The sequence below is a fragment of the Fundicoccus sp. Sow4_F4 genome (assembly GCF_052116145.1).
In the GTDB taxonomy this organism is placed as follows: Bacteria; Bacillota; Bacilli; order Lactobacillales; family Aerococcaceae; genus Fundicoccus.
Genome location: NZ_JBQKLQ010000004.1, coordinates 192,512 through 212,058 on the forward strand (window position 1 = coordinate 192,512; position 19,547 = coordinate 212,058).

18 protein-coding genes are annotated in these 19,547 nt (G+C 40.4%); 16 read left to right on the forward strand and 2 right to left on the reverse strand.

Going from position 1 to position 19,547, the window contains the following annotated elements:
* Window positions 1-3: 3 nt before the first annotated feature.
* From ACTQ5J_RS07875 to ACTQ5J_RS07940, 14 genes are all read left to right on the forward strand, one after another.
* Entirely contained in the window at window positions 4-735 is a 732-nt protein-coding gene (locus ACTQ5J_RS07875) for a hypothetical protein (RefSeq protein WP_441752132.1), read from the forward strand.
* Window positions 735-1,688 carry a sugar kinase gene (locus tag ACTQ5J_RS07880; RefSeq protein WP_441752134.1) on the forward strand — a complete coding sequence of 318 codons (954 nt, stop codon included), beginning with the start codon at window positions 735-737 and terminating at the stop codon, window positions 1,686-1,688. Before ACTQ5J_RS07875 ends, ACTQ5J_RS07880 begins: the two co-directional genes overlap by 1 nt.
* Before the next feature lie 91 nt (window positions 1,689-1,779).
* Entirely contained in the window at window positions 1,780-3,063 is a 1,284-nt protein-coding gene (locus ACTQ5J_RS07885) for a gluconate:proton symporter (RefSeq protein WP_441752136.1), read from the forward strand.
* Between the two features lie 24 nt (window positions 3,064-3,087).
* On the forward strand, window positions 3,088-5,205 hold the full coding sequence (locus ACTQ5J_RS07890; RefSeq protein WP_441752138.1) for a hydantoinase/oxoprolinase family protein: 2,118 nt from the start codon (window positions 3,088-3,090) through the stop codon (window positions 5,203-5,205).
* Between the two features lie 56 nt (window positions 5,206-5,261).
* On the forward strand, window positions 5,262-5,858 hold the full coding sequence (locus tag ACTQ5J_RS07895) for a hypothetical protein (protein WP_441752140.1): 597 nt from the start codon (window positions 5,262-5,264) through the stop codon (window positions 5,856-5,858).
* A gap of 49 nt (window positions 5,859-5,907) precedes the next feature.
* A complete protein-coding gene (locus ACTQ5J_RS07900) occupies window positions 5,908-6,564 on the forward strand; it encodes a bifunctional 2-keto-4-hydroxyglutarate aldolase/2-keto-3-deoxy-6-phosphogluconate aldolase (RefSeq protein ID WP_441752141.1) in 657 nt (218 codons plus the stop codon).
* Between the two features lie 549 nt (window positions 6,565-7,113).
* Window positions 7,114-8,136 (forward strand): LacI family DNA-binding transcriptional regulator, encoded by a 1,023-nt coding sequence (locus tag ACTQ5J_RS07905; RefSeq protein WP_441752142.1) that lies wholly within the window; start codon window positions 7,114-7,116, stop codon window positions 8,134-8,136.
* A gap of 3 nt (window positions 8,137-8,139) precedes the next feature.
* Window positions 8,140-10,443 (forward strand): glycoside hydrolase family 31 protein, encoded by a 2,304-nt coding sequence (locus tag ACTQ5J_RS07910; RefSeq protein WP_441752144.1) that lies wholly within the window; start codon window positions 8,140-8,142, stop codon window positions 10,441-10,443.
* A gap of 19 nt (window positions 10,444-10,462) precedes the next feature.
* Window positions 10,463-11,410 carry an ABC transporter permease gene (locus ACTQ5J_RS07915; protein ID WP_441752146.1) on the forward strand — a complete coding sequence of 316 codons (948 nt, stop codon included), beginning with the start codon at window positions 10,463-10,465 and terminating at the stop codon, window positions 11,408-11,410.
* 11 nt (window positions 11,411-11,421) lie between these two features.
* A complete protein-coding gene (locus tag ACTQ5J_RS07920) occupies window positions 11,422-12,333 on the forward strand; it encodes a carbohydrate ABC transporter permease (protein ID WP_441752148.1) in 912 nt (303 codons plus the stop codon).
* Between the two features lie 61 nt (window positions 12,334-12,394).
* Window positions 12,395-13,894 (forward strand): sugar ABC transporter substrate-binding protein, encoded by a 1,500-nt coding sequence (locus tag ACTQ5J_RS07925; RefSeq protein WP_441752290.1) that lies wholly within the window; start codon window positions 12,395-12,397, stop codon window positions 13,892-13,894.
* Between the two features lie 28 nt (window positions 13,895-13,922).
* Complete coding sequence (locus tag ACTQ5J_RS07930) at window positions 13,923-14,531, forward strand: DUF624 domain-containing protein (RefSeq protein ID WP_441752150.1); 609 nt, start codon at window positions 13,923-13,925, stop codon at window positions 14,529-14,531.
* A 186-nt stretch (window positions 14,532-14,717) separates the two neighbouring features.
* A complete protein-coding gene (locus tag ACTQ5J_RS07935; protein WP_441752152.1) occupies window positions 14,718-15,395 on the forward strand; it encodes an RluA family pseudouridine synthase in 678 nt (225 codons plus the stop codon).
* A gap of 61 nt (window positions 15,396-15,456) precedes the next feature.
* Window positions 15,457-15,771, forward strand: a complete 315-nt coding sequence (locus ACTQ5J_RS07940; protein ID WP_441752154.1) for a hypothetical protein — start codon at window positions 15,457-15,459, stop codon at window positions 15,769-15,771.
* A gap of 65 nt (window positions 15,772-15,836) precedes the next feature.
* Here the strand turns inward: ACTQ5J_RS07940 and ACTQ5J_RS07945 are convergent, their stop codons facing one another.
* Window positions 15,837-16,835 (reverse strand): DUF697 domain-containing protein, encoded by a 999-nt coding sequence (locus tag ACTQ5J_RS07945; protein WP_441752156.1) that lies wholly within the window; start codon window positions 16,833-16,835, stop codon window positions 15,837-15,839.
* Window positions 16,836-17,131: 296 nt separating this feature from the next.
* Window positions 17,132-18,136: a type I glyceraldehyde-3-phosphate dehydrogenase gene (gap, locus tag ACTQ5J_RS07950; protein ID WP_441752158.1), complete on the reverse strand. Its 1,005-nt coding sequence runs from the start codon at window positions 18,134-18,136 to the stop codon at window positions 17,132-17,134.
* Window positions 18,137-18,402: 266 nt separating this feature from the next.
* Here gap and ACTQ5J_RS07955 point away from each other — a divergent pair, with 266 nt between their 5' ends.
* Both ACTQ5J_RS07955 and ACTQ5J_RS07960 read left to right on the forward strand, forming a co-directional pair.
* On the forward strand, window positions 18,403-18,609 hold the full coding sequence (locus tag ACTQ5J_RS07955) for a lipocalin-like domain-containing protein (protein WP_441752292.1): 207 nt from the start codon (window positions 18,403-18,405) through the stop codon (window positions 18,607-18,609).
* Between the two features lie 314 nt (window positions 18,610-18,923).
* The gene (locus ACTQ5J_RS07960; RefSeq protein WP_441752160.1) at window positions 18,924-19,262 is read left to right on the forward strand and encodes a hypothetical protein; all 339 of its coding nucleotides are present in this window, start codon (window positions 18,924-18,926) and stop codon (window positions 19,260-19,262) included.
* The last annotated feature ends 285 nt before the right edge of the window (window positions 19,263-19,547 follow it).

Sequence of the window (19,547 nt, forward strand, 5' to 3'; positions counted from 1 at the left end):
TAATTGAAAAAAGTATATTTAAATACAATCATTGCTCTGGCAGAAGGTCTAACTCAAAGTGAGTTTACAGACTTTCTGTTAACACATGAAATAGCAGTCGATGGCATTGAGTATCGTTACGAGATGTTTTCAGAAGATAATAAAAAACGGCAAAGTGAATGTTTAAAGTTTTTGGAAACCGGTAAACTAAAAAGCTGGGATTTACTCTTATCCATTCCGGATAGCTTATTTGTATCAGAAGGACTGAGTCCAAAACTTGAGTATTATTTACAAGAGGCCAGCCTACTAGGTGCTCAGCGCATAAAAATGAATATCGGCCAACTAAGCGGTATTAGCAAGACGTCACCTAAAGAACTTACTGACTTATTGACTCGCTATCAGATGGACTTGAATATTGAAAATGATCAAACTGAAGCTAATGGGACTTACCAAGTAGTTTCTGAAGCAATCACACTAATTCGAGAAACCGGTTTACCGATTAGCTATACGTTTGACGCGGGGAATTATGCTGTTCTTAAAGAAGATGCCAGACAAGCATTTACTGTTTTAAAAGAAGCGACGAGCATTTTTCACGTGAAGAATATCGATGAAGAAGGACAAGCAACCTTATTAAATAAGGGAAAAATGAATTGGCAATACTTTTTAGAGCTAGATGTGCCATATGTTTTGGAGTATCCAATGGCAATGAGTGAAATCGAAAATGAACTTAATATGTTTAAGGAGGCGTTTTATTAATGGGCAAAATAGTAACAGTAGGAGAACCAATGGCTTTGTTTGTAGCCAATGAAGAAGGTGAACTGGATAAGGTAAAGTCTTTTACTAAATATATTGCTGGTGCAGAGATTAATGTTTCGGTGGGGGTGACACGCTTAGGGCATTCGATTGAATATGTGACTCAGTTAGGACAAGATCCTTTTGGTAAATATATCTCTCGTTTTTTAGAAGATGAAGGAATTGGAACGACATATAGTAAATTTTATGAGGGGGCGTCTACGGGTTTTCAACTTAAAGGAAAAGATACAGTGAATGATCCGGAAGTCTTTTACTTTAGAAAAAACTCAGCAGCATCAAAAATACCGTATTGCTTAAGTGATGAGGTTTCCTTGGAAGATGTCGATGTGTTACATGTTTCAGGTGTCTTTCTGGCAGTTAATGATGAAACGTATCGTTTTGTACAAAATTTAGTTACACGGGCAAAAGCCAAAGGGATTACAATCGTTTTTGATCCAAACTTACGTCCCGTTCTATGGGGATCGACAGAGAAAATGATTAAGGGAATTAATGAGATGGCTTTTCAAGCTGACTATGTGTTACCAGGTCTTGGCGAAGGTGAACTATTAACTGGCTCAAGTAAACCAGATGACATCGCAAAATTTTATTTAGCTAAAGGAGTGAAAGGCGTCATCATTAAAGATGGTGCAAAGGGTTGTTACGCGTATCAATCTCAAGCAGGAACGACCCAAATGACCATCGCGCAAGGTTTCAAGTTGAAAGAATTAGTTGATACGGTGGGAGCTGGCGATGGTTTCGCAGTAGGAATTGTTACTGGCTTAATCGAAGGCTTAAGTCTAGAAGAAACACTTCAAAGAGCCAATGCGATTGGCGCGATTCAAGTCAGTCATATTTCAGACAATGAAGGCTTACCCACTCGTCAAGAATTAGCAGAGTTTATTAAGCAGCATTCATAAACAATAGGATTAAAGGGCAATCGCCTAACTCTTAAAGAGTCAGTAAAGCAACACAAAGTGTACAAAAGGATGAGAAAAGGAGTCTTAAAAAATGGAAATTGTTATCGGTATAATTTTACTAATAAGCTATTTTTGGTTAATTAAGTTTGCAGCCACTGGTGGAAACTTAATGATTGGTTTCTTCATTATGGCAGTGTTATGGACTGGCTTATCAATTGTTGGTGGGCAACTCACATGGGATACAGCGATGGTTGATATTCTACAAGGAGGTCCTGAAAGTTGGGGGGCAACCGCAGTTGTGGTTATCTTCGGTAGTTGGTTCGGACGTATTCTAATTGAAACGGAAATTGCGTCTACATTGATTAAGAAAACGGTTGAACTAAGTGGGGAGAATCCATTATTTACAACAGCATTGATTTCAATTGTAACGACCATTATCTTTACGTCAACATTTGGAGCGGGTGCGGTAGTAGCAATCGGTATTATTGTATTGCCTATCCTAATGTCTTTAGGTGTTCCTAAACCGTTAGCAGTGACTGCTTACTTGATGAGTGTTGGTAGTGGAATGTACGTTAACATTGTCTTATTTAGACAAATGCAAGGGATTTTCGTAGGTTATGAGTATGACTGGAATTATTTAAGATTTGGTTTTTCAGCGATGGCTATTCAATCCTCTATTGTGATTCTAATGCTGATTTTCCATTTACGTAAAAAGCGCACATACAACTGGGCAGCCAAAGCAAAAGTAGCTGATGTTAAAAAGGATGTACCAACTTATGCGTTACTAGCACCAGTTATTCCCGTCGCTTTAGCAATCGGTTTTGGCTGGCAGTCGATTCCTTCTTTTATTGTCGCAAGTATTTATGCTTTATGGACATGTGGCAAACTTCCTAACTATAAAGAAGGAACACGTACGATTACTAGAACCTTCCAAGAAGGTGTTGTAGATGTGTCATCATTACTAGGTTTCCTATTTATTCTACCAATGTTTAATAGAATTTCTGGAATTGCGGCTCCTTTCTTCGAAGCAATATTAGGCGGTGTGATGCCAAGTAGTTCATTAGTTTTATGTATTGCTTTTGCAATTCTCTTACCTTTAGGTCTATTCCGTGGTCCGTTAACAATTTTCGGTGCGGGTAGTGCGACGGTTGGAATCTTACAAGGAATGGGTATTTTCCCAATGACGCTGATGTTCCCGTTGATTTATGTCCCAACGATTGCGATGAACTTATCGACGTGTCCAACTCAATCTTGGAACTTATGGGCATTAAATTATTCAAAAGTGGGCGCGAAAGAGTTTATGAAAACTGGTGTTCCTTGGGCATGGTTAGCAGGTGCAATTAATATTGCCATTGTTTACTTCATGTTCGGATAAAAGAGAAAGGAGCTTATGATTATAATGAATAGACAAGTTCGAGTAGGGATTGACGTTGGTGGAACACATACTAAGGCAGTGGCCATCGATAATGAAACATATGAAATTATTGGGATTGGCTCAGTTAAAACAACCCATGACCACGCTGAAGGTGTATCGGCTGGTGTAGTAGAAGCTTTTAAGAAGTGTCTAACAGATAATAATATTGAACCAGAAGAAGTGAGTTTTATTGCACATAGTACAACACAAGCAACGAATGCTTTATTAGAAGGTGACGTGGCTGTAACAGGTGTTATCGGGATGGGAAGTAGCTTTTTAGCGAAACGTCAAGCAAAAATTGATGACATTATTTTGGATGAGACAGGAAAAAGAAAAATATCTACTCACAATACTTATATCCCCTTAAAACACTATGATAGTGAGCAAGCCAAACAAGCGATTAGCTCCTTACGTAACAAAGGTGCAGAAGTAATTGTGGCGTCTAAAGCTTTTGGTGTGGATGATGGCACTGAAGAAAAAGATATCGCGAGGCTGGGTGAAGAATTAGGAATTGAAGTCTCACAAGCAAGTGATATAAGTAAAATGTACGGTTTATCTAAACGGACTCGTACAGCCGTAATCAATGCCTCGATTTTACCAAAAATGTTTGAAACAGCTGATAGTACCGAAGCAAGTGTGCGTCAAGCTGGAATTAAAGTACCATTGATGATTATGCGTGGTGACGGTGGTGTAATGGATATTGATGAGATGAGAAAAAGACCAGTCTTAACCATGTTATCTGGTCCAGCCGCTTCGACAGTTGGTGCATTAATGTATTTACGTGCATCAAATGCAATCTTCTTTGAAGTAGGCGGAACAAGTACAGATATCGGTGTCATTAAAAATGGGCGCCCGATGATTGACTATTCAATCGTTGGCGGACATAAAACATTGATTAGTTCTTTAGACGTGCATGTTTCTGGTGTTGCAGGAGGCTCAATGGTTCGTGCAAATACTAAAGAAGTGGTCGCAGTTGGCCCTCGATCAGCCCATATCGCTCATTTGGATTATGCGGCATTCGCAGATCCAGCAGATATTCAAAATCCGAAAGTGGTTCGTATCCAACCAATGCAAGATGATCCCAATGATTACATTGCCATTGAATCAGCTAACGGTAAACGATTCGCGATCACAGTGACTTGTGCAGCCAATGCATTGAAAATAGTTAAGGAAAGTGACTATTCTTATGGGAATTATGACTCATCTTACAAGGCAATCAAAGCTTTAGCCGATGAGTTAGGTAAGAGCGTTGAACAAGTGGCAACAGAAATTATGGATCGAGCGTCGGATGTGGTGATTAAAGTAATCACTTATTTAGCTGAAAAACATAAAGTAGAGCGCGATCAAATTTCATTAGTAGGTGGCGGTGGTGGAGCAAGTTCTTTACTTCCTTATACAGCTAAAAGAATGGGCTTAACGTATGACATTGCTGAAAATGCAGAAGTTATTTCTTCAATTGGTGTCGCTTTAGCGATGGTTCGAGATGTTGTGGAACGCGTAATTCCGAGTCCGACACCAAGTGATTTAGACGATATTCGTAATGAAGCGATTCAATCAGCCACTAAATCGGGAGCATCTCCAGAAACAATTGAAGTACAAATGGAAATCGATTCGCAAACGAATAAAGTCCGTGCGATCGCTACTGGATCGACAGAAGTTAGAACGACTGACTTATCAGCCAAAGTTGAAGAGGCTGAAGCGCGTAAAATTGCCGCAAAATCAATGCAATTACCTGGAGACAAATTAACATTAGCCGCGTCAAACAACTACTTCTTCGTATTCACAGCAATGAAGGGTGAGAAGAATGAAGTACGTGTGGTTGACAACAAAGGCTTTATTAAAGTTCAACGTGGAGACGGAGAAGCGGTAGTAACGACTGTTGGAGGCGTTCGTTCAACGGTTGATGAGTACTGGGAAGATTTAGCTGTCTACAAGAGCGATATCAAATTGGCTCCAGATATTTACTTATGTATTGGTGCAAAGGTAGTGGACTATACTGGAATGTTAGATCTAGCCCAATTAAACATGGTAATGGATACAGAGTTAATGCAACATGGAGGACGCGAAGAAGTCATTGTGATGGGCGCACGTAATAACATCTAATGACACACAGTCCAACAAGACTAGAGACTTCTTTACACCATTTGAAAAGTATCGATGTGGACCAGTACATTTTTGATACGGTTCGACAAGATCGTATAGGACAACGTTTGTCTGAACAGGAAATTAAGAGTAAAATTGAATTAGCTAGAACTATGGCGGAAAATCTAGTCACTTTTTATAAAGAAACATTAAAGGTGAATAGTGTCGAAGAGTTAGTCAAGCATTTACAGCTTACAGTTGATTTTAGACAAGAAAAAATTGAGGATTATTTTGCGATGATTGGTTTCTTTGAAAGTACGAATCGCATTGTCGTCAATGACTTGTATCGTGAAAATAATGAATTTTGGTTAGCGCATCAACAGCCTGAATGGTTATTTGAACAATGGTCACCGGTCATTATTGCACATGAAGCCTTTCATGCTATTCAAGAAAAAGAAGCGCTAGATTTATCAGCATTTGAGATTGATTTATGGCAATTTGCTGGCTTTAAAAAGAAATCACCTGTTACAGTTTTGATAGAAGTCGTGGCGAACTATTTTGCACAATATTACACGGGTTTTGCTTATTATCCGGCTATTCTGGATAAAATAGCCTTGCTGCCAATATATCCCGAAGCAGTCCATAAAGAAATCGAAACTTTGGCTAGAAAATAGACTAAATCATCGCCAAGTAAAGCAGAGTATATTGATGAGGAGAGATAATGTGAAAAAAATGAATGTGTTAGGTAAATTGATCGAATCAGGTGTCATCGGTGTGGTGCGCGGTAAGTCTCGTCAAGAAGCGGTTGAAATTTCAAAAGCATTAGTGGCTGGTGGCATTCACGGCATCGAATTAACGTTCACTGTCCCGGAAGCGGCTCAAGCAATTCAAGAGTTGAAAGCTGAATTCAAGGATAATGCGAACGTTGTGGTAGGTGCAGGAACGGTTTTAGATGCGACGACAGCTAAGCTAGCAATTGAAGCAGGTGCTGAATATATTGTCAGCCCAAGTTTTGATGCAGCTGCAGCGCAATTATGTAACTTGTATCAAATCCCTTACTTACCAGGTACCTTAACGATCACTGAAATGACGACTGCTATGAAAGCAGGCGCTGATATCGTTAAATTATTCCCAGGTTCAGCGGTTGGTCCTTCATATATTAAAGCAGTCAAAGGCCCACTTCCTCATGCGAACATCATGCCAACAGGCGGTGTCAGCTATGACAACTTGGGCGAATGGATTAAAGCTGGTGCAGTTGCGGTTGGTGCTGGTTCGAACTTAACGCATCCTTTTGAAGGCGCAACTTCAGCCGATATCACGGAAACAGCAGCGAAGTTCATTGCGCGCTACCGTGAGTTGAAAGCAGTAAATGCTCAATAAAATAATCAAGTCACTCGCTCATAAAGACGGGTGACTTTTTTTGTATGGTCATTGAGGAGTCCAACTTAGTTTTTCGTGAAAAACAAAGTTAACAAAAAATGGAAAAATGGATCTTAAGGAGCAACCTGCTCATAAGTTTAGAAATAGAAAATATTGCCTATAATCTCTTAAGAGGTCATACAAAGGTAATTAGTTAATACATATAAGAAGCCTGATGAAACAACATTCCCGTAAAAAAAGTATCAATCACTCGTCTAAAAAAGGCGAGTGATTTTATAAATTTTAAAAGTAATTTTAAATAAAATGATTGAAAGCGTTGACAATCATTTCAAGTCATTATATACTTCTCTGTGAAGAAGCAAGTTGAACGTTAAACCTTAGAGAGGTATTTTTTTTACGGTATGAGTTTAACGTTAAACTTTTAGAGAGACTAAAGCCAGGCAAGTAGGGCACAAGTAGGGCATAAGAAGAATAAATTTATTAAACTATAATAAGTTTAACGTTAAACTTAACCGGATAAACATCATAGTTTGAAAAGGAGGAGCCAAGATGCGTATAACAATGAAACATATTGCCCAAGAAGCAGGCGTCAGTGTAATGACAGTCTCTAACGTAATCAATGGTAAGGGCGGTAAAGTTTCAATAGACAAAAGAATAGAAATTGAAAAAATAATTAAAAAGTATAATTACTCACCTAATATGAATGCGAAAGCATTGGTCAACGCCTCATCGAGATTAATTGGTTTACTTTATTACAGTGATGGACCAGGCTATGATTTTTCAGATCCTTTTGCGACAGAGGTCTTAAGTGGGATTGAATCGATTGCGAAGAAAGAGAATTACTTTATTTTAATTCATAATGTGAATTCTTTAGAAGATATTCAAGAAATTCAGTCAAATTGGGCGTTTTCTGGTTTTATCGCAGTTGGTTTTTATCAGGAAATCTATTTAAAAATGGTGGAAGCAGTCAGTGTGCCGATCGTTTTTGTAGATACCCATCTTGATAATGAAGGCGAAGCACTGAATAATTCTAACGTTTATTTTGTTAAATCAGATGACTACTTACAAGCCAAAAAAGCAGTTGATTTCTTATATAGCCAGGGGCATGAAAAAATTGGTTTTCTATCCTATAATTTCGACTTAGAAATCGTCGGTGTTATTGAACAGCGTTTCAATGGTTATAAAGACAGTCTGCTGGAAAAAGGATTGAGCTTTGATAAAGACTTAATTTTCAATGATAGCGACTTTGATAAACTAATCGAAAACTTAAAACAATTTACTGCCTTGTTTGTCACGGCAGATTTCCTAGCCATGAACTTTATTAAATATTTAAGAAATAAAGGGCTTTACGATGTCAACAGACTTTCAATTATCAGTGTTGATGACATTAGGTATGCGGAATTAAACAATCCGCCTTTAACCACGATTCGATTAAATCAGGTTTATAAAGGGTCAGTAGCCATAGAAAGAATTATTCAAATTGTAGAAAAACAATCAGATATTCCTAAGGTAACGATTATCGAAGGAGAATTGATAGAAAGGGATAGTGTGTCGCGGCACGCTAAAGGGTAGAGTATGATCAATAACATATTAGTTGGAGAACGTTATCGCTTTACTATTTTAAGTAATCAGCTTCTGAGAATGGAGTACTCAGAAACAGGCGAGTTTGTCGATGAAACGACACAAGTCGTTGTGAACCGTAAAATTACTGATGAAGTGGCGATTGAGTTTAATACGATTGAGACTGCTGACGACTTAGAAATTATCACGAAATATTTTCATTTATACTATAAAAAGAATCAACCATTTTCCAATTTAACGTTATTCATTGATTTCTTTTTTGCTTACCAACCCTATGGGAATCGTTGGTATTATGGCGATCCAATCAAAGACTTAAAAGGAACGACTCGCACACTCGATTGGGTCGATGGGGAAACACCACTTGATTCAGGCATTATCAGCTTTACTGGTTTTACCGTACTGGATGATTCTCAGTCACATTATTTAAATGCGGCTGGCGATTTTACACTAAAGAACTTAAAGACAACAGATGTCTACGTCTTTGCCTATGGTCATGAGTATCAAAAAGCGTTAACAACTTATTATCAACTGACAGGCTTCACACCTAAATTACCACGTTACGCCTTAGGCAATTGGTGGAGTAGATTTTGGAGGTATTCAGACCCAGAATACCGTAACTTAATCACTAAATTCAAGACTAAAGAAATCCCTTTATCAGTGGCTGTGATTGATATGGATTGGCATATAACAGATATTCCAGAAGGCTTCGGAAGTGGCTGGACAGGTTATAGTTGGAATAAAGAACTGTTTCCAGATCCAGCCGATTTTATGAACTGGTTACATGAAGAAGGTTTGGCGGTTACGTTAAACTTACATCCTGCGGATGGCGTCAGAGCTTTTGAAGATGCCTATCCAGCAATGGCCCAAAGACTGGGACTCGATGTCAAATTGAATGAACCAGCGGTCTTGGATTTTTCAGATTCAGATTTCAGAAAGGCCTATTTTGAAGAAGTTTTACATCCTAACGAGGTAGACGGTGTCGATTTCTGGTGGATCGATTGGCAACAAGGGACGGATAGTGGAGTATCGGGTTTGGATCCTTTATGGTTACTCAATCATTATCATTACCTTGATTTAGAAAAGCGGGGTAAAAATGCGCTTATCTTATCTAGGTATGCCGGGCCCGGTAGTCACAGGTATCCATTAGGTTTTTCGGGAGATACGATAAATACTTGGGACTCATTGAAGTTTCAGCCTTACATGACCTCGACGGCAGCAAACATTGGTTATAGCTGGTGGAGTCATGATATTGGTGGACATATGTATGGCTATAAAGACGAGGAATTAGTGTTAAGGTGGTTGCAATTAGGTGTTTTTAGCCCAATCAACCGCATCCATAGTTCTAATAGCATTTTTATGGGCAAGGAACCTTGGAATTATTCGATGGAAATTGAAGTCATTATGACGCATTTCTTAAGACTACGTCATCAGTTACTTCCTTACTTGTATACTGCAAATATTGAGACGCACGAAAAAGGCATTCCATTAGTTCGCCCACTCTATTATGGAGAAGCGGATAAACCTATCTCTTACAACTATCCAAATGAATTCTATTTTGGTAGTGAGCTATTAGTTTTACCAATTACGAGTCCAATTAATTCGATGCTCTATCGTGCAGTAGAAGAAATTTATTTCCCAGACGGTCAATGGTATGACTTTTGGACGAATTTACGTTATCAAGGAGGCGCTTCCTTGAGAGTGTATCGAAAATTAGATCGTATGCCCGTCTTTGCGAAAGCAGGCGCCATTATCCCACTTGATTATTCGCCAATGGCCACTGGCTTCGAAGAGTTACCTGAAGTCATCACATGGAAAATTTACCCGGGCGCTTCTAATCAGTATCGCTTAGTCGAGGAGAAAGATAATCAACGAGTCGAAACCATTCTTGACCTAAATAATGACACACACACTTTGCAGCTAACAATCAATGGTCAATCTGATGTATTACCAGCCAATCGCCAACACGATTTTATATTCTGTGGGACGCAAGCTTTTTCGGTGGAAGGTTACGACAGTGACTATCAAGCACAGAGAAAAGAAGTCAGTATTAAAGGGATAAAAGTTGAAACAAGCCTACAACTAGCAATTCAAGGCTTCGCTCCGATAGTTAAACAAGATATTAAAGCCGAACTCTTTTCACTAGTGAATGAAGCTAAAATTGCTTACGTGATTAAAGAAGAAATTTGGCAGAATTTTCAACAAGACAATGTCACTAAGATTCTTTCAAATACCCAACGGATTCAGAATAAGGTGTTGGAAGAAAGTCTATTCGAGCTCATTTACATAATGACGAGTTAAATTTGATTGGAGGTCAATCATGGCACAAGAAGTTTTAGTTCCGCCTAGTCGTGAACAGAAAAGAAAACGTTTTAAAGCTCGATTGAAGGCGAGTGTCCCTTTATATATCTTAGCATTTCCTTCTTTAATTCTTTTGTTTATTTTTGCTTATGTCCCAATGGGTGGTATTGTAATTGCTTTCAAAGATTATCTACCTGCTTTAGGTATTTTAGAAAGTCCTTGGGTTGGACTCAAGCACTTTAAACAGTTTTTCAATTCTTACCAGTTTCCAATAACAGTCGGCAATACGATTAAAATTTCTTTATACAGTATTTTAATCGGCTTTCCATTACCAATTGCTTTAGCATTAATGGTTAACCAAATGCGAGAGGGCTACTTTAAGAAAGTGTTTCAGGTGGTTACTTACTTACCGCATTTTATCTCAGTAATGGTTATTTGTGGGATGATCATTATGTTCCTATCGCCAACATCAGGTTTAGTGGCTAACATTCTGGATCAGTTTGGTATGTCAATGCCTAACCTATTATCAAGTCCAGATCGTTTTGCGGATGTGTATGTCTGGAGTGATGTGTGGCAACACATTGGTTGGGATAGCATCATTTATCTCGCTGCTTTATCAGCGATTGATCCGACTTACTATGAAGCAGCCACCATGGATGGGGCGAATACCTTCCAGAAGATTAAAAATATTGATATTCCTTTAATTTTACCGACAGCCATGATTCTATTAATTTTACGTATGGGTAGTCTGTTAGGAGTCGGCTTTGAAAAAGCTCTCTTATTACAAAACCCATTGAACTTGGCAGGAAGTGAAATCATTTCTACCTATGTTTATAAAATAGGTCTGCAAAGCATGCAATATAGTTTGTCAACAGCTATTGGTTTATTTAATACCGTCATCAACTTAGCGCTACTTATTTTTGCTAACTGGCTATCAAAACGTATGACCAAAACTGGTTTGTTTTAGGAGGAAAAGACATGCAATTATCAAAAAAACGAACCAATAAAAGGAAGAAGACCTTATCGGAAAAGGTATTTACTTTCTTCATCTACACATTTGCTATCGCTTTGATGCTAGTGATTGTGTATCCCTTGTGGTTTGTCATTATCGCGTCATTCAGTAATCCCGCGGATGTCGCCAATGGAAATGTTTGGTTTTGGCCAAAAGAATGGAGGTTGGATGGTTACTTAAAGCTATTTGAACAAAGATTAATCTGGCGTAGTTACTTTAATACTATCTTCTATACGGTTGCAGGAACGCTGTTTGCACTTTTTGTTAATGTGCCCGCTGGTTTTGTACTGACACGTAAGGATATGGTTGGACATAAGTGGTTTGTTTGGCTCTATATTATTCCAATGTTTTTTGGAGGAGGTTTGATCCCGACTTATTTAGTCGTTAATAAACTAGGATTAGTTGATACCATCTGGGTCATGATTGTGCCTTTTGCAGTTTCGAGTTTCAACATTATTGTTATTCGCACATTCTTCCAGAATAGTATTCCAGCAGGCTTATGGGAAGCGGCCCAAATTGATGGCGCTGGAACCATTCGATATTTCATTCAAATTGTTTTACCGCTTGCCAAAGCGATTCTTGCAGTAATTGGACTGTGGACAGCCGTTGGTATTTGGAACTCATGGTTCAATGCGTTAATTTATTTACGAGATGAGAATTTACAACCTTTGCAGCTCATCTTACGTAGGATGTTAATTAATAATCAAGTGTTAATGGAATCATCATCAGCAGGAAACCTAGCTGCCGAACTCAGACAGTTGGCTGATATGATGAAGTATGCGTCAATTGTTGTCTCAACAGCACCTATTATGATTTTGTATCCATTTTTACAAAAATACTTCAACCAAGGCGTTATGATTGGCGCCTTAAAAGAATAGAGGAGAACATTATATGAAAAAATCTATTAGAAAACTATTAACAGTGAGTTCTTTATTAGCAATGACAAGCGGAATTCTACCAAGTTTAGCAGTGAGTGCTCAAGACGTGAGTGAATATGAAATCGCAACCGTTCGTTGGTCTGATTGGGGAACGGATTATCAGAATGGTTTCGTGACTGATAGTCAAGCTGAATTTGGCATCAATGTCACATGGGATACTTACGTGAACTCTGACTGGGCTGATCAAAAGGCCGTTATTATGGCAAGTGGTGATTTGCCGGATGCTTTTCTAGGGTCGAACGCTTTAAGTGATTCTGAAATTATGCAGAATGCTGCTCTATTCTTACCATTGGAAGATTTAATTGCAGAACACATGCCTAATTTAACAGCTGCCATGGAGAAAGAACCTTTACTGAAACAAATTGCGACGGCGGCAGATGGCCATATTTATGGTTTACCGACGAAATTACCAATGAGACCTGTAGTAGGAAACCAACTTTTCATTAACCAGACCTGGCTAGATAATCTTGGTTTAGAGATGCCGCAGACTTATGATGAATTTGTTGAAGTATTGCGTGCCTTTAAAGAAGAAGATGCCAACGGTAACGGGGATGCTACCGACGAAATTCCATATGGTGCCGGTAACTATGATGCGATTTTCGCCTACATCTTACCATTCAATGTTAGAAACGGTTACGAGTATGACATGGCCTTACAAGATGGTGAGCCAATCTACAATCGCATCACTGAAGAATATAAACAAGGAATCGAAGCGATGGCCGCAGCTTATGCAGAAGGCTTAATTGATTCTGAAATCTTTACTCAAGACACATCAATGGGAGAAGCGAAACGTCAAGATACAGCAGGCGCTCGTGTCGGTGTGGCAGCAGGTTGGACGGCCGATGCTTTATTTGGTCAAAACTCTGATCAATATGTTGCTTTACCAGCTTTAGAAGGTCCAGATGGCAATCGCTATGTTATTTCTGACCCTGACCATTTAAATTATAACCGAAATGAATTTTTAATTTTACGTGATACAGAAAACCCTGAAAAATTATTACAATGGCTAGATACTTGGTATACAGAGGATGCATCGATTCAAACTTTCTACGGATCATTTGGCATCGCTACTCAGAAGAATGACGATGGAACTTATACGGTTCTACCACCAGTTGGCGGAGAAACAGCAGATATTTCAGCTTGGGTTAACTCATTAAGAGACTTCGGACCGAAATATGTTACCGATGGTTTTAATGACAAAGTTGAGATTGACGAAACAGAAGGGGACGGACTGAAATTAATCTTAGACAATGATTTAGCAGAATTTGCCTTACCAGCCTTCCCACGTGTAAGTTACACACAAGAAGAAATCGGCCAATTAACTACTCTAACCATCGACATCAGTTCATACGCTAGTCAAGCAGCTACGCGATGGGTTGTTGAAGGCGGCGTCCAAGACGAATGGGATACTTACTTAGATACACTAAACCAAATGGGCTTAGAAAACTTTTTAAGTATCATGGATGCAGCCTATACACGATACGAGGAAAGTGCTCAATAATCACGACAAACATTAGGAGGCCATAAACATGAGACAACTACTCAGTCTAGACAGTAAAATAATTCAATTTCTCAATAAACTATTTGATTTAGTCGGTTTAAACGTCCTTTTTATGGCCTGCTGTTTACCCATCATTACGATACCCGCTGCGTGGGGGGCCTTACTAACGACCAAATACAAACAACAAACATTCCCTGATTTAGCTATTTACACAGTATTCTGGAAGCTAGTTAAAGAAAAATGGATCACATCCTTAAAAACAGGAAGCTTTACATTAACCGTTTTTCTGTGCTTAGTTGTATTACCCTCACGATTAAACATAACCTTATTACTGCCAATTCAATTAATCGGCATCATCACTACCTTAGTTTTATTGACCTATCAATTTATTTTAACTGGCCTGTATGAGATGAAGTTCAAGGACACCCTCAGAAATTGCGGCTACCTATTCATGAGCTTTCCCATCCAAACAAGCCTCATGATTATCATAAATACACTGATCGTATTCCTAAGCGTGACCAGCTATGCCGGTCTATTGATAGCCGTCTATTTTTACCTATTCGGAGGCTTCGTAGGTTTGGCCAACCTGAACGCCTGGTCCCTACATAAAGTACTGACACAACTCAGCACAGACTAAACACCAATCACCTTGCTCTTTTAAAGAGTGGGGTGATTTTTTTAGGCCCGAATTGGATCCTTTTTTGTTCGGCAATTGTCGGAGCTATTACTCCCCAAACAGCTTCAAGCTTAGCCATTTTTAAGGATGACTTAAAATTTATTCATGGTATGATAGAGAGACTATGTTTAAAGGGAGAAGGATGTCATGAAAGTCCCAATATTGTATGAGGACAATCATCTATTATTGGTAGAAAAACCAGTCAATCTACCGGTTCAAGCCGACAGAAGTGGCGACCAAGATTTACTGACACTATTAAAAGAGGACATCAAAGTCCGTTATCAAAAACCTGGCAATGTTTATTTAGGCTTGGTTCACCGACTCGACCGTCCCGTGGGTGGGGCGATGGTCTTTGCGAAAACCTCGAAAGCCGCCTCGCGTTTATCGAACCAAGTGCGCCGTCATGCGATGACGCGTCTCTATTATGCGGTCGTTCACGGTCGTCCGGCTCAAGCGAAGGGCCAGTTGACGGACTATCTATACAAAGATACGCAGAAAAACATCGTCTCGATCGTGCCAAGTCATCACCCTCAAGGCAAAAAAGCCATCCTGACTTATCAAGTCTTAGACAGCCAGGCTGGCTTGAGTCTATTAGCTGTTCAATTAGAAACCGGACGTCCCCATCAAATTCGGGTGCAATTAGCCGGCATGCAGACCCCCATCTGGGGTGATCAGAAATATGGGCAAGGCGTCAACAAAGTTGGCCAGCAAATAGCCCTGTGGGCGCAGACTTTAGGCCTGGAACATCCGGTTAAAAAAGACTGGCTGGAAGTTACTTCGAGACCTCCCGCAAGCTTTCCGTGGGATATTTGGCGAGATATTTAGTACACTTACTCTATGAAGGCGACACCTAGACAAAGAGTGGCTATAGGAGGCTGAAGCAAGCATGGAGTTTTTAAAACTAGAAGTATTTATCCCACTTGGGCACGAGGAATCGGTAATTGAAGCCTTAAATTCAGGCGGTTTTTTACAAGAGGGCAATTACGATTATTGTTATGCGACAAGTTTAGTCAAAGGTCACTTTCGGCCACTCGACGAGTCACAAGCTTATATTGGGCAAGTCGGTGAGTTGACGGAAGTCGATGAAGTCAAACTTGAATGTCGCATTCGGGCCAAGCACCGTACGGAAGTAGACAGTCTGATTCGACTAGCCCATCCGTATGAGATTCCAGTCATGAATTTCATGGCATTAGTGGATTAGAAAACAAGCAAGTAAAAAGCGTCAGGTAAACCATTGATTCAATGGTTTACCTGACGCTTTTTCTGTCATATTTTGCCTGTGGTTTTATCGAACTTTAACCAGCGTTTGGCTTTGCCAAAGCTAGCATTCTTGGCGGCATTGCCGACGGTTTTCAATACGACCGCGCTGTTGGCTTTGATGATGCTGCCCATGTAACGCAGGGCCTGGGTCGATGTCTTGCGGCGCAGACTACTTTTCTCAAGGTCCTGGGCGCTGCCTAAATAATTTTGGGCAATTAAGCCGACACGCAGGGTGAGAAAGGCGTTGACCGTGCCTTCCATCAGGGAGCTGACAATCAGATTTGTGACGGGCACCATGCCGGGAATGGCCGAGGCCAGACTTTCGCCAATAATCGAGGCAATCAGCGGCTCCATCTGATCTTCAATTAAATCCGTGTCCTCCAGGGTGCGGGCCATCAAAACGACACTCGCTACCTGCAGATACAATTTCAAGAGGGACATCAGCGAAGGGCGGGTCTCGTAAAACATGGCCAACTGCCAGACCATCCGCATCAGGGTGAAGAGCACCATAAAACTATCGAGCGAGCCGTTTTGAGAAATGGCGGTGCTCAGGAAAATCGCATTCGCATTTTCCTTGATTAGCGGTAAAGAACGCTCCCTTAAAATTGCCAGGCCTTCATTGACCATGGCGGCCTTGCTTTGATTATCGAGGGCAGGCTCGCTAGTTGCTAGCGCAGCTTGAAACTCGGCGGGGTCTAGGTGCGGATTTTTCGCTAGTATGCCCAGCCAGCTGTCCAGGTATGTCGTGTATTCTTCTTCTGTCGGATTCGGCGGTAATTCCAATAAAGGTTGATTTCTAAGTAATTGACGCGCCACCTTGTAACAAATAAAGGCGAGGCCAAGCACTAGCCCGGTAATCACAACGGCTGCTAGGATGGGGTGCAATTGGGCCAGCAATTGATAGAGCGTCCAAAACTGATTGATGATAAACATCGTCAGCAAGATGCCCAAAATCACACCGCCCCAAATCAGCAGGCGCTTCAAATCTTTCCACCATTGGCTCATACAGCCACTCCTTTCAATACTCTTTTTCTTAGTGTACCTCAACTGATTGGTGATGTGCATCAGTCAGAAGACCTATTTGGAAAAGATGTTCTTTGTGTGGTTGGTAAGCGTGATAGGTGAGTGGGGAAGTTTGGAAGATTTGCTTCGGTCTGCCACCTTCCATCATCTGGCCACAAAGACTAGACAAGAGACGTCGTCTCGACAAATCACCCCCGACACAAACTGTGCCAGGGGTGATAAAGCATTCAAATTGCTTCACTTACTAGTCAGAAAATCGCCGGCAAAGAACCAGCCAATTACTCAGCCGCTAAATTTGCAAAGTGCTCTAAAGTCCGTACCATATTTGAGACGAAACCATATTCATTGTCATACCAAGTCACTGTTTTGACAAGTTGACCGCCATCCGCATCCATCAATTTCGTTTGAGTCGAATCAAATAAAGAACCAGCTGGGAAACCAATCACATCTGAAGACACAATTTCGTCTTCCACGTAAACATAAGAATCCGACGCATCAGCTTTCATTGCCGCATTGACCTCATCAATTGTGACATCGCGTTCTAGGACAGTGTACAATTCTACCATCGAACCTGTCACAACCGGAATACGAATCGCACTGCCATCAATCTTCCCATTCAACTCAGGAATTACCTTACCAATTGCCTTAGCGGCCCCGGTCGTGTATGGAATCGCATTTTGAGCAGCGGCACGATTCTTACGCCCACCAGGAGAGTCCTGTAGACGCTGAGAAGCTGTGTAACCATGAATCGTCGACATCAAAGCACGCTTGACACCAAAATGATTGTTTAATGAAAACACTAAAGGCGCCAAGGCATTGGTCGTACAAGACGCAGCCGATACAATCGTATCATCCTGCGCAATCGACTCTTCATTGACACCAAACACAATCGTCTTGGTCACATCATCCTTAGCCGGCGCAGAAATTAACACCCGCTTAGCGCCTGCTTGAATATGAGCAGCTGACTTTTCTTTCGACGTATAAAAACCCGTACACTCAAGTACAATGTCAATATCTAAATCGCCCCAAGGTAAATTCGCCGCATCCTTCTCTTCAAACGTCTGAATCGCATAATCCCCAACTACCATCTTATCGCCATCCAAAGAGACATTATAAGGAAAACGCCCCTGAGCCGTATCATACTTCAACAAATAAATTAAATCCTTATTATCCGTCAAATCATTAATTGCCACTACCTCAAGATCACTATCCGTCTCTAAAATCCGCTTTAATACCAAACGCCCAATCCGACCAAACCCATTAATCGCTACTTTCACAGCCATCGAAAATCCTCCTTCGGAAAACACAAGAGAGACACTACACATACACCTTAAAGAAAAATAGGACATAAAGCATTTAATCTGCCTCAAAAATAACTCTACACTGCTTCCAAACCACTACAACCCGGGAATATAGGTGCGATAACACCCCGCCCTAAACCCATAGCCAGAAATTTTAAGACCGCTTCTGCATAATCAAGTAACAGATGAAAAAATTATACATTTAGAAATGAAGTAGGCTCATTACTCAAACATTTCTTGAAACAGTCATTGGTGACTGGACGCTATTAGAGAATACACGTGAAACTAAAGAGAGGGAGCGCTACTATTTCTTGGGTACAGAAGCGACTGTTTATTTAATGTATACGCCAGATGGTTATTTATCGGCGACCTTATCAAGAGCCAGCCGTTCAGCTTTAAATTATTCAAATACTGGTGATTTACACACAGGTACAGCTCAAGCCGCCAATGCATAGCATGCTTATACTGGACGTTTTGAAGGCGATGAAGTCACTCAGACTTTATGTCATCATATGGAAATGAGCTTAGTGCCTAAACGAATCGGCCAAGTCCAAGACTGCGTCATTCAAAGCGAAAGGGATGAAATCACCATTAGGTCATAAAGCACTTCAAGTTTTATACGCTGGCGTCGTGTAGACGTTAACTCCAATAACTTGAGAAACTAACGTTTCTCGACGTTCTTTTAGTGTTTTTCGACTAGTCACTCATAGTGTCATCCGCTATACTAAGTACAAACAAGTAAGCGAGACGATAGAAAGGGACTAACATCATGCGAACAAACACTTATGTCAAAACAGCTCTAGTATTAGGTCTAATCGCCTCCATATATTATATCTGGCATTGGTTTTTGAACCCGGCCATTGTGAACGATACAAATTATAGCGCTGCAATTGCTATCGTCTGGCCCCATCTAGCAGCCACCTGGTTAGCGACAGCCACCACTTTTGCCTGCTTATTCTGGGAAAAGAAAGGACTACTTCTATTGTCAGCCGGCCTTTACGGCTTAGCGGTGGCTTTGATTCCAGATTATATGATGTTCGTCATTATTCAAGCAGCCCTAATGTTCACAGCCTACTTGAGATTTGACACCATTGAACCCGAAAATTAAAGGCAAACACTCGCAAGCCCAAATGGTTTGCGAGTGTTTGTTTATTGGTATATGAAACCAAGCAATCGTTTGGCCTTTGGCTAACAATTGCTTGGATAAGGGGATAAAAAAAGATAAATAGGCGGACAATAGTTGGCTGACGCAAAGCATTTTTTTGGGGGCTCGCTTAGCGTAGAGCTTTATTAATCTATAGGTGTATCCGCTTACTTTTTATCATAACACGGTTTAGGATAATTGAATAGTCCCTATTAAAAAAAGCGAGCAACTATCCTAAGATAATTGCAC

Coding starts and splice junctions, on each gene's coding strand:
- ACTQ5J_RS07885 (WP_441752136.1), top strand. CDS start 1,780: ATGGAAATTGTTATCGGTATAATTTTACTAATAAGCTATTTTTGGTTA.
- ACTQ5J_RS07940 (WP_441752154.1), top strand. CDS start 15,457: ATGGAGTTTTTAAAACTAGAAGTATTTATCCCACTTGGGCACGAGGAA.
- ACTQ5J_RS07890 (WP_441752138.1), top strand. CDS start 3,088: ATGAATAGACAAGTTCGAGTAGGGATTGACGTTGGTGGAACACATACT.
- ACTQ5J_RS07960 (WP_441752160.1), top strand. CDS start 18,924: ATGCGAACAAACACTTATGTCAAAACAGCTCTAGTATTAGGTCTAATC.
- gap (WP_441752158.1), bottom strand. CDS start 18,136: ATGGCTGTGAAAGTAGCGATTAATGGGTTTGGTCGGATTGGGCGTTTG.
- ACTQ5J_RS07910 (WP_441752144.1), top strand. CDS start 8,140: ATGATCAATAACATATTAGTTGGAGAACGTTATCGCTTTACTATTTTA.
- ACTQ5J_RS07880 (WP_441752134.1), top strand. CDS start 735: ATGGGCAAAATAGTAACAGTAGGAGAACCAATGGCTTTGTTTGTAGCC.
- ACTQ5J_RS07935 (WP_441752152.1), top strand. CDS start 14,718: ATGAAAGTCCCAATATTGTATGAGGACAATCATCTATTATTGGTAGAA.
- ACTQ5J_RS07905 (WP_441752142.1), top strand. CDS start 7,114: ATGCGTATAACAATGAAACATATTGCCCAAGAAGCAGGCGTCAGTGTA.
- ACTQ5J_RS07925 (WP_441752290.1), top strand. CDS start 12,395: ATGACAAGCGGAATTCTACCAAGTTTAGCAGTGAGTGCTCAAGACGTG.
- ACTQ5J_RS07920 (WP_441752148.1), top strand. CDS start 11,422: ATGCAATTATCAAAAAAACGAACCAATAAAAGGAAGAAGACCTTATCG.
- ACTQ5J_RS07930 (WP_441752150.1), top strand. CDS start 13,923: ATGAGACAACTACTCAGTCTAGACAGTAAAATAATTCAATTTCTCAAT.
- ACTQ5J_RS07915 (WP_441752146.1), top strand. CDS start 10,463: ATGGCACAAGAAGTTTTAGTTCCGCCTAGTCGTGAACAGAAAAGAAAA.
- ACTQ5J_RS07945 (WP_441752156.1), bottom strand. CDS start 16,835: ATGAGCCAATGGTGGAAAGATTTGAAGCGCCTGCTGATTTGGGGCGGT.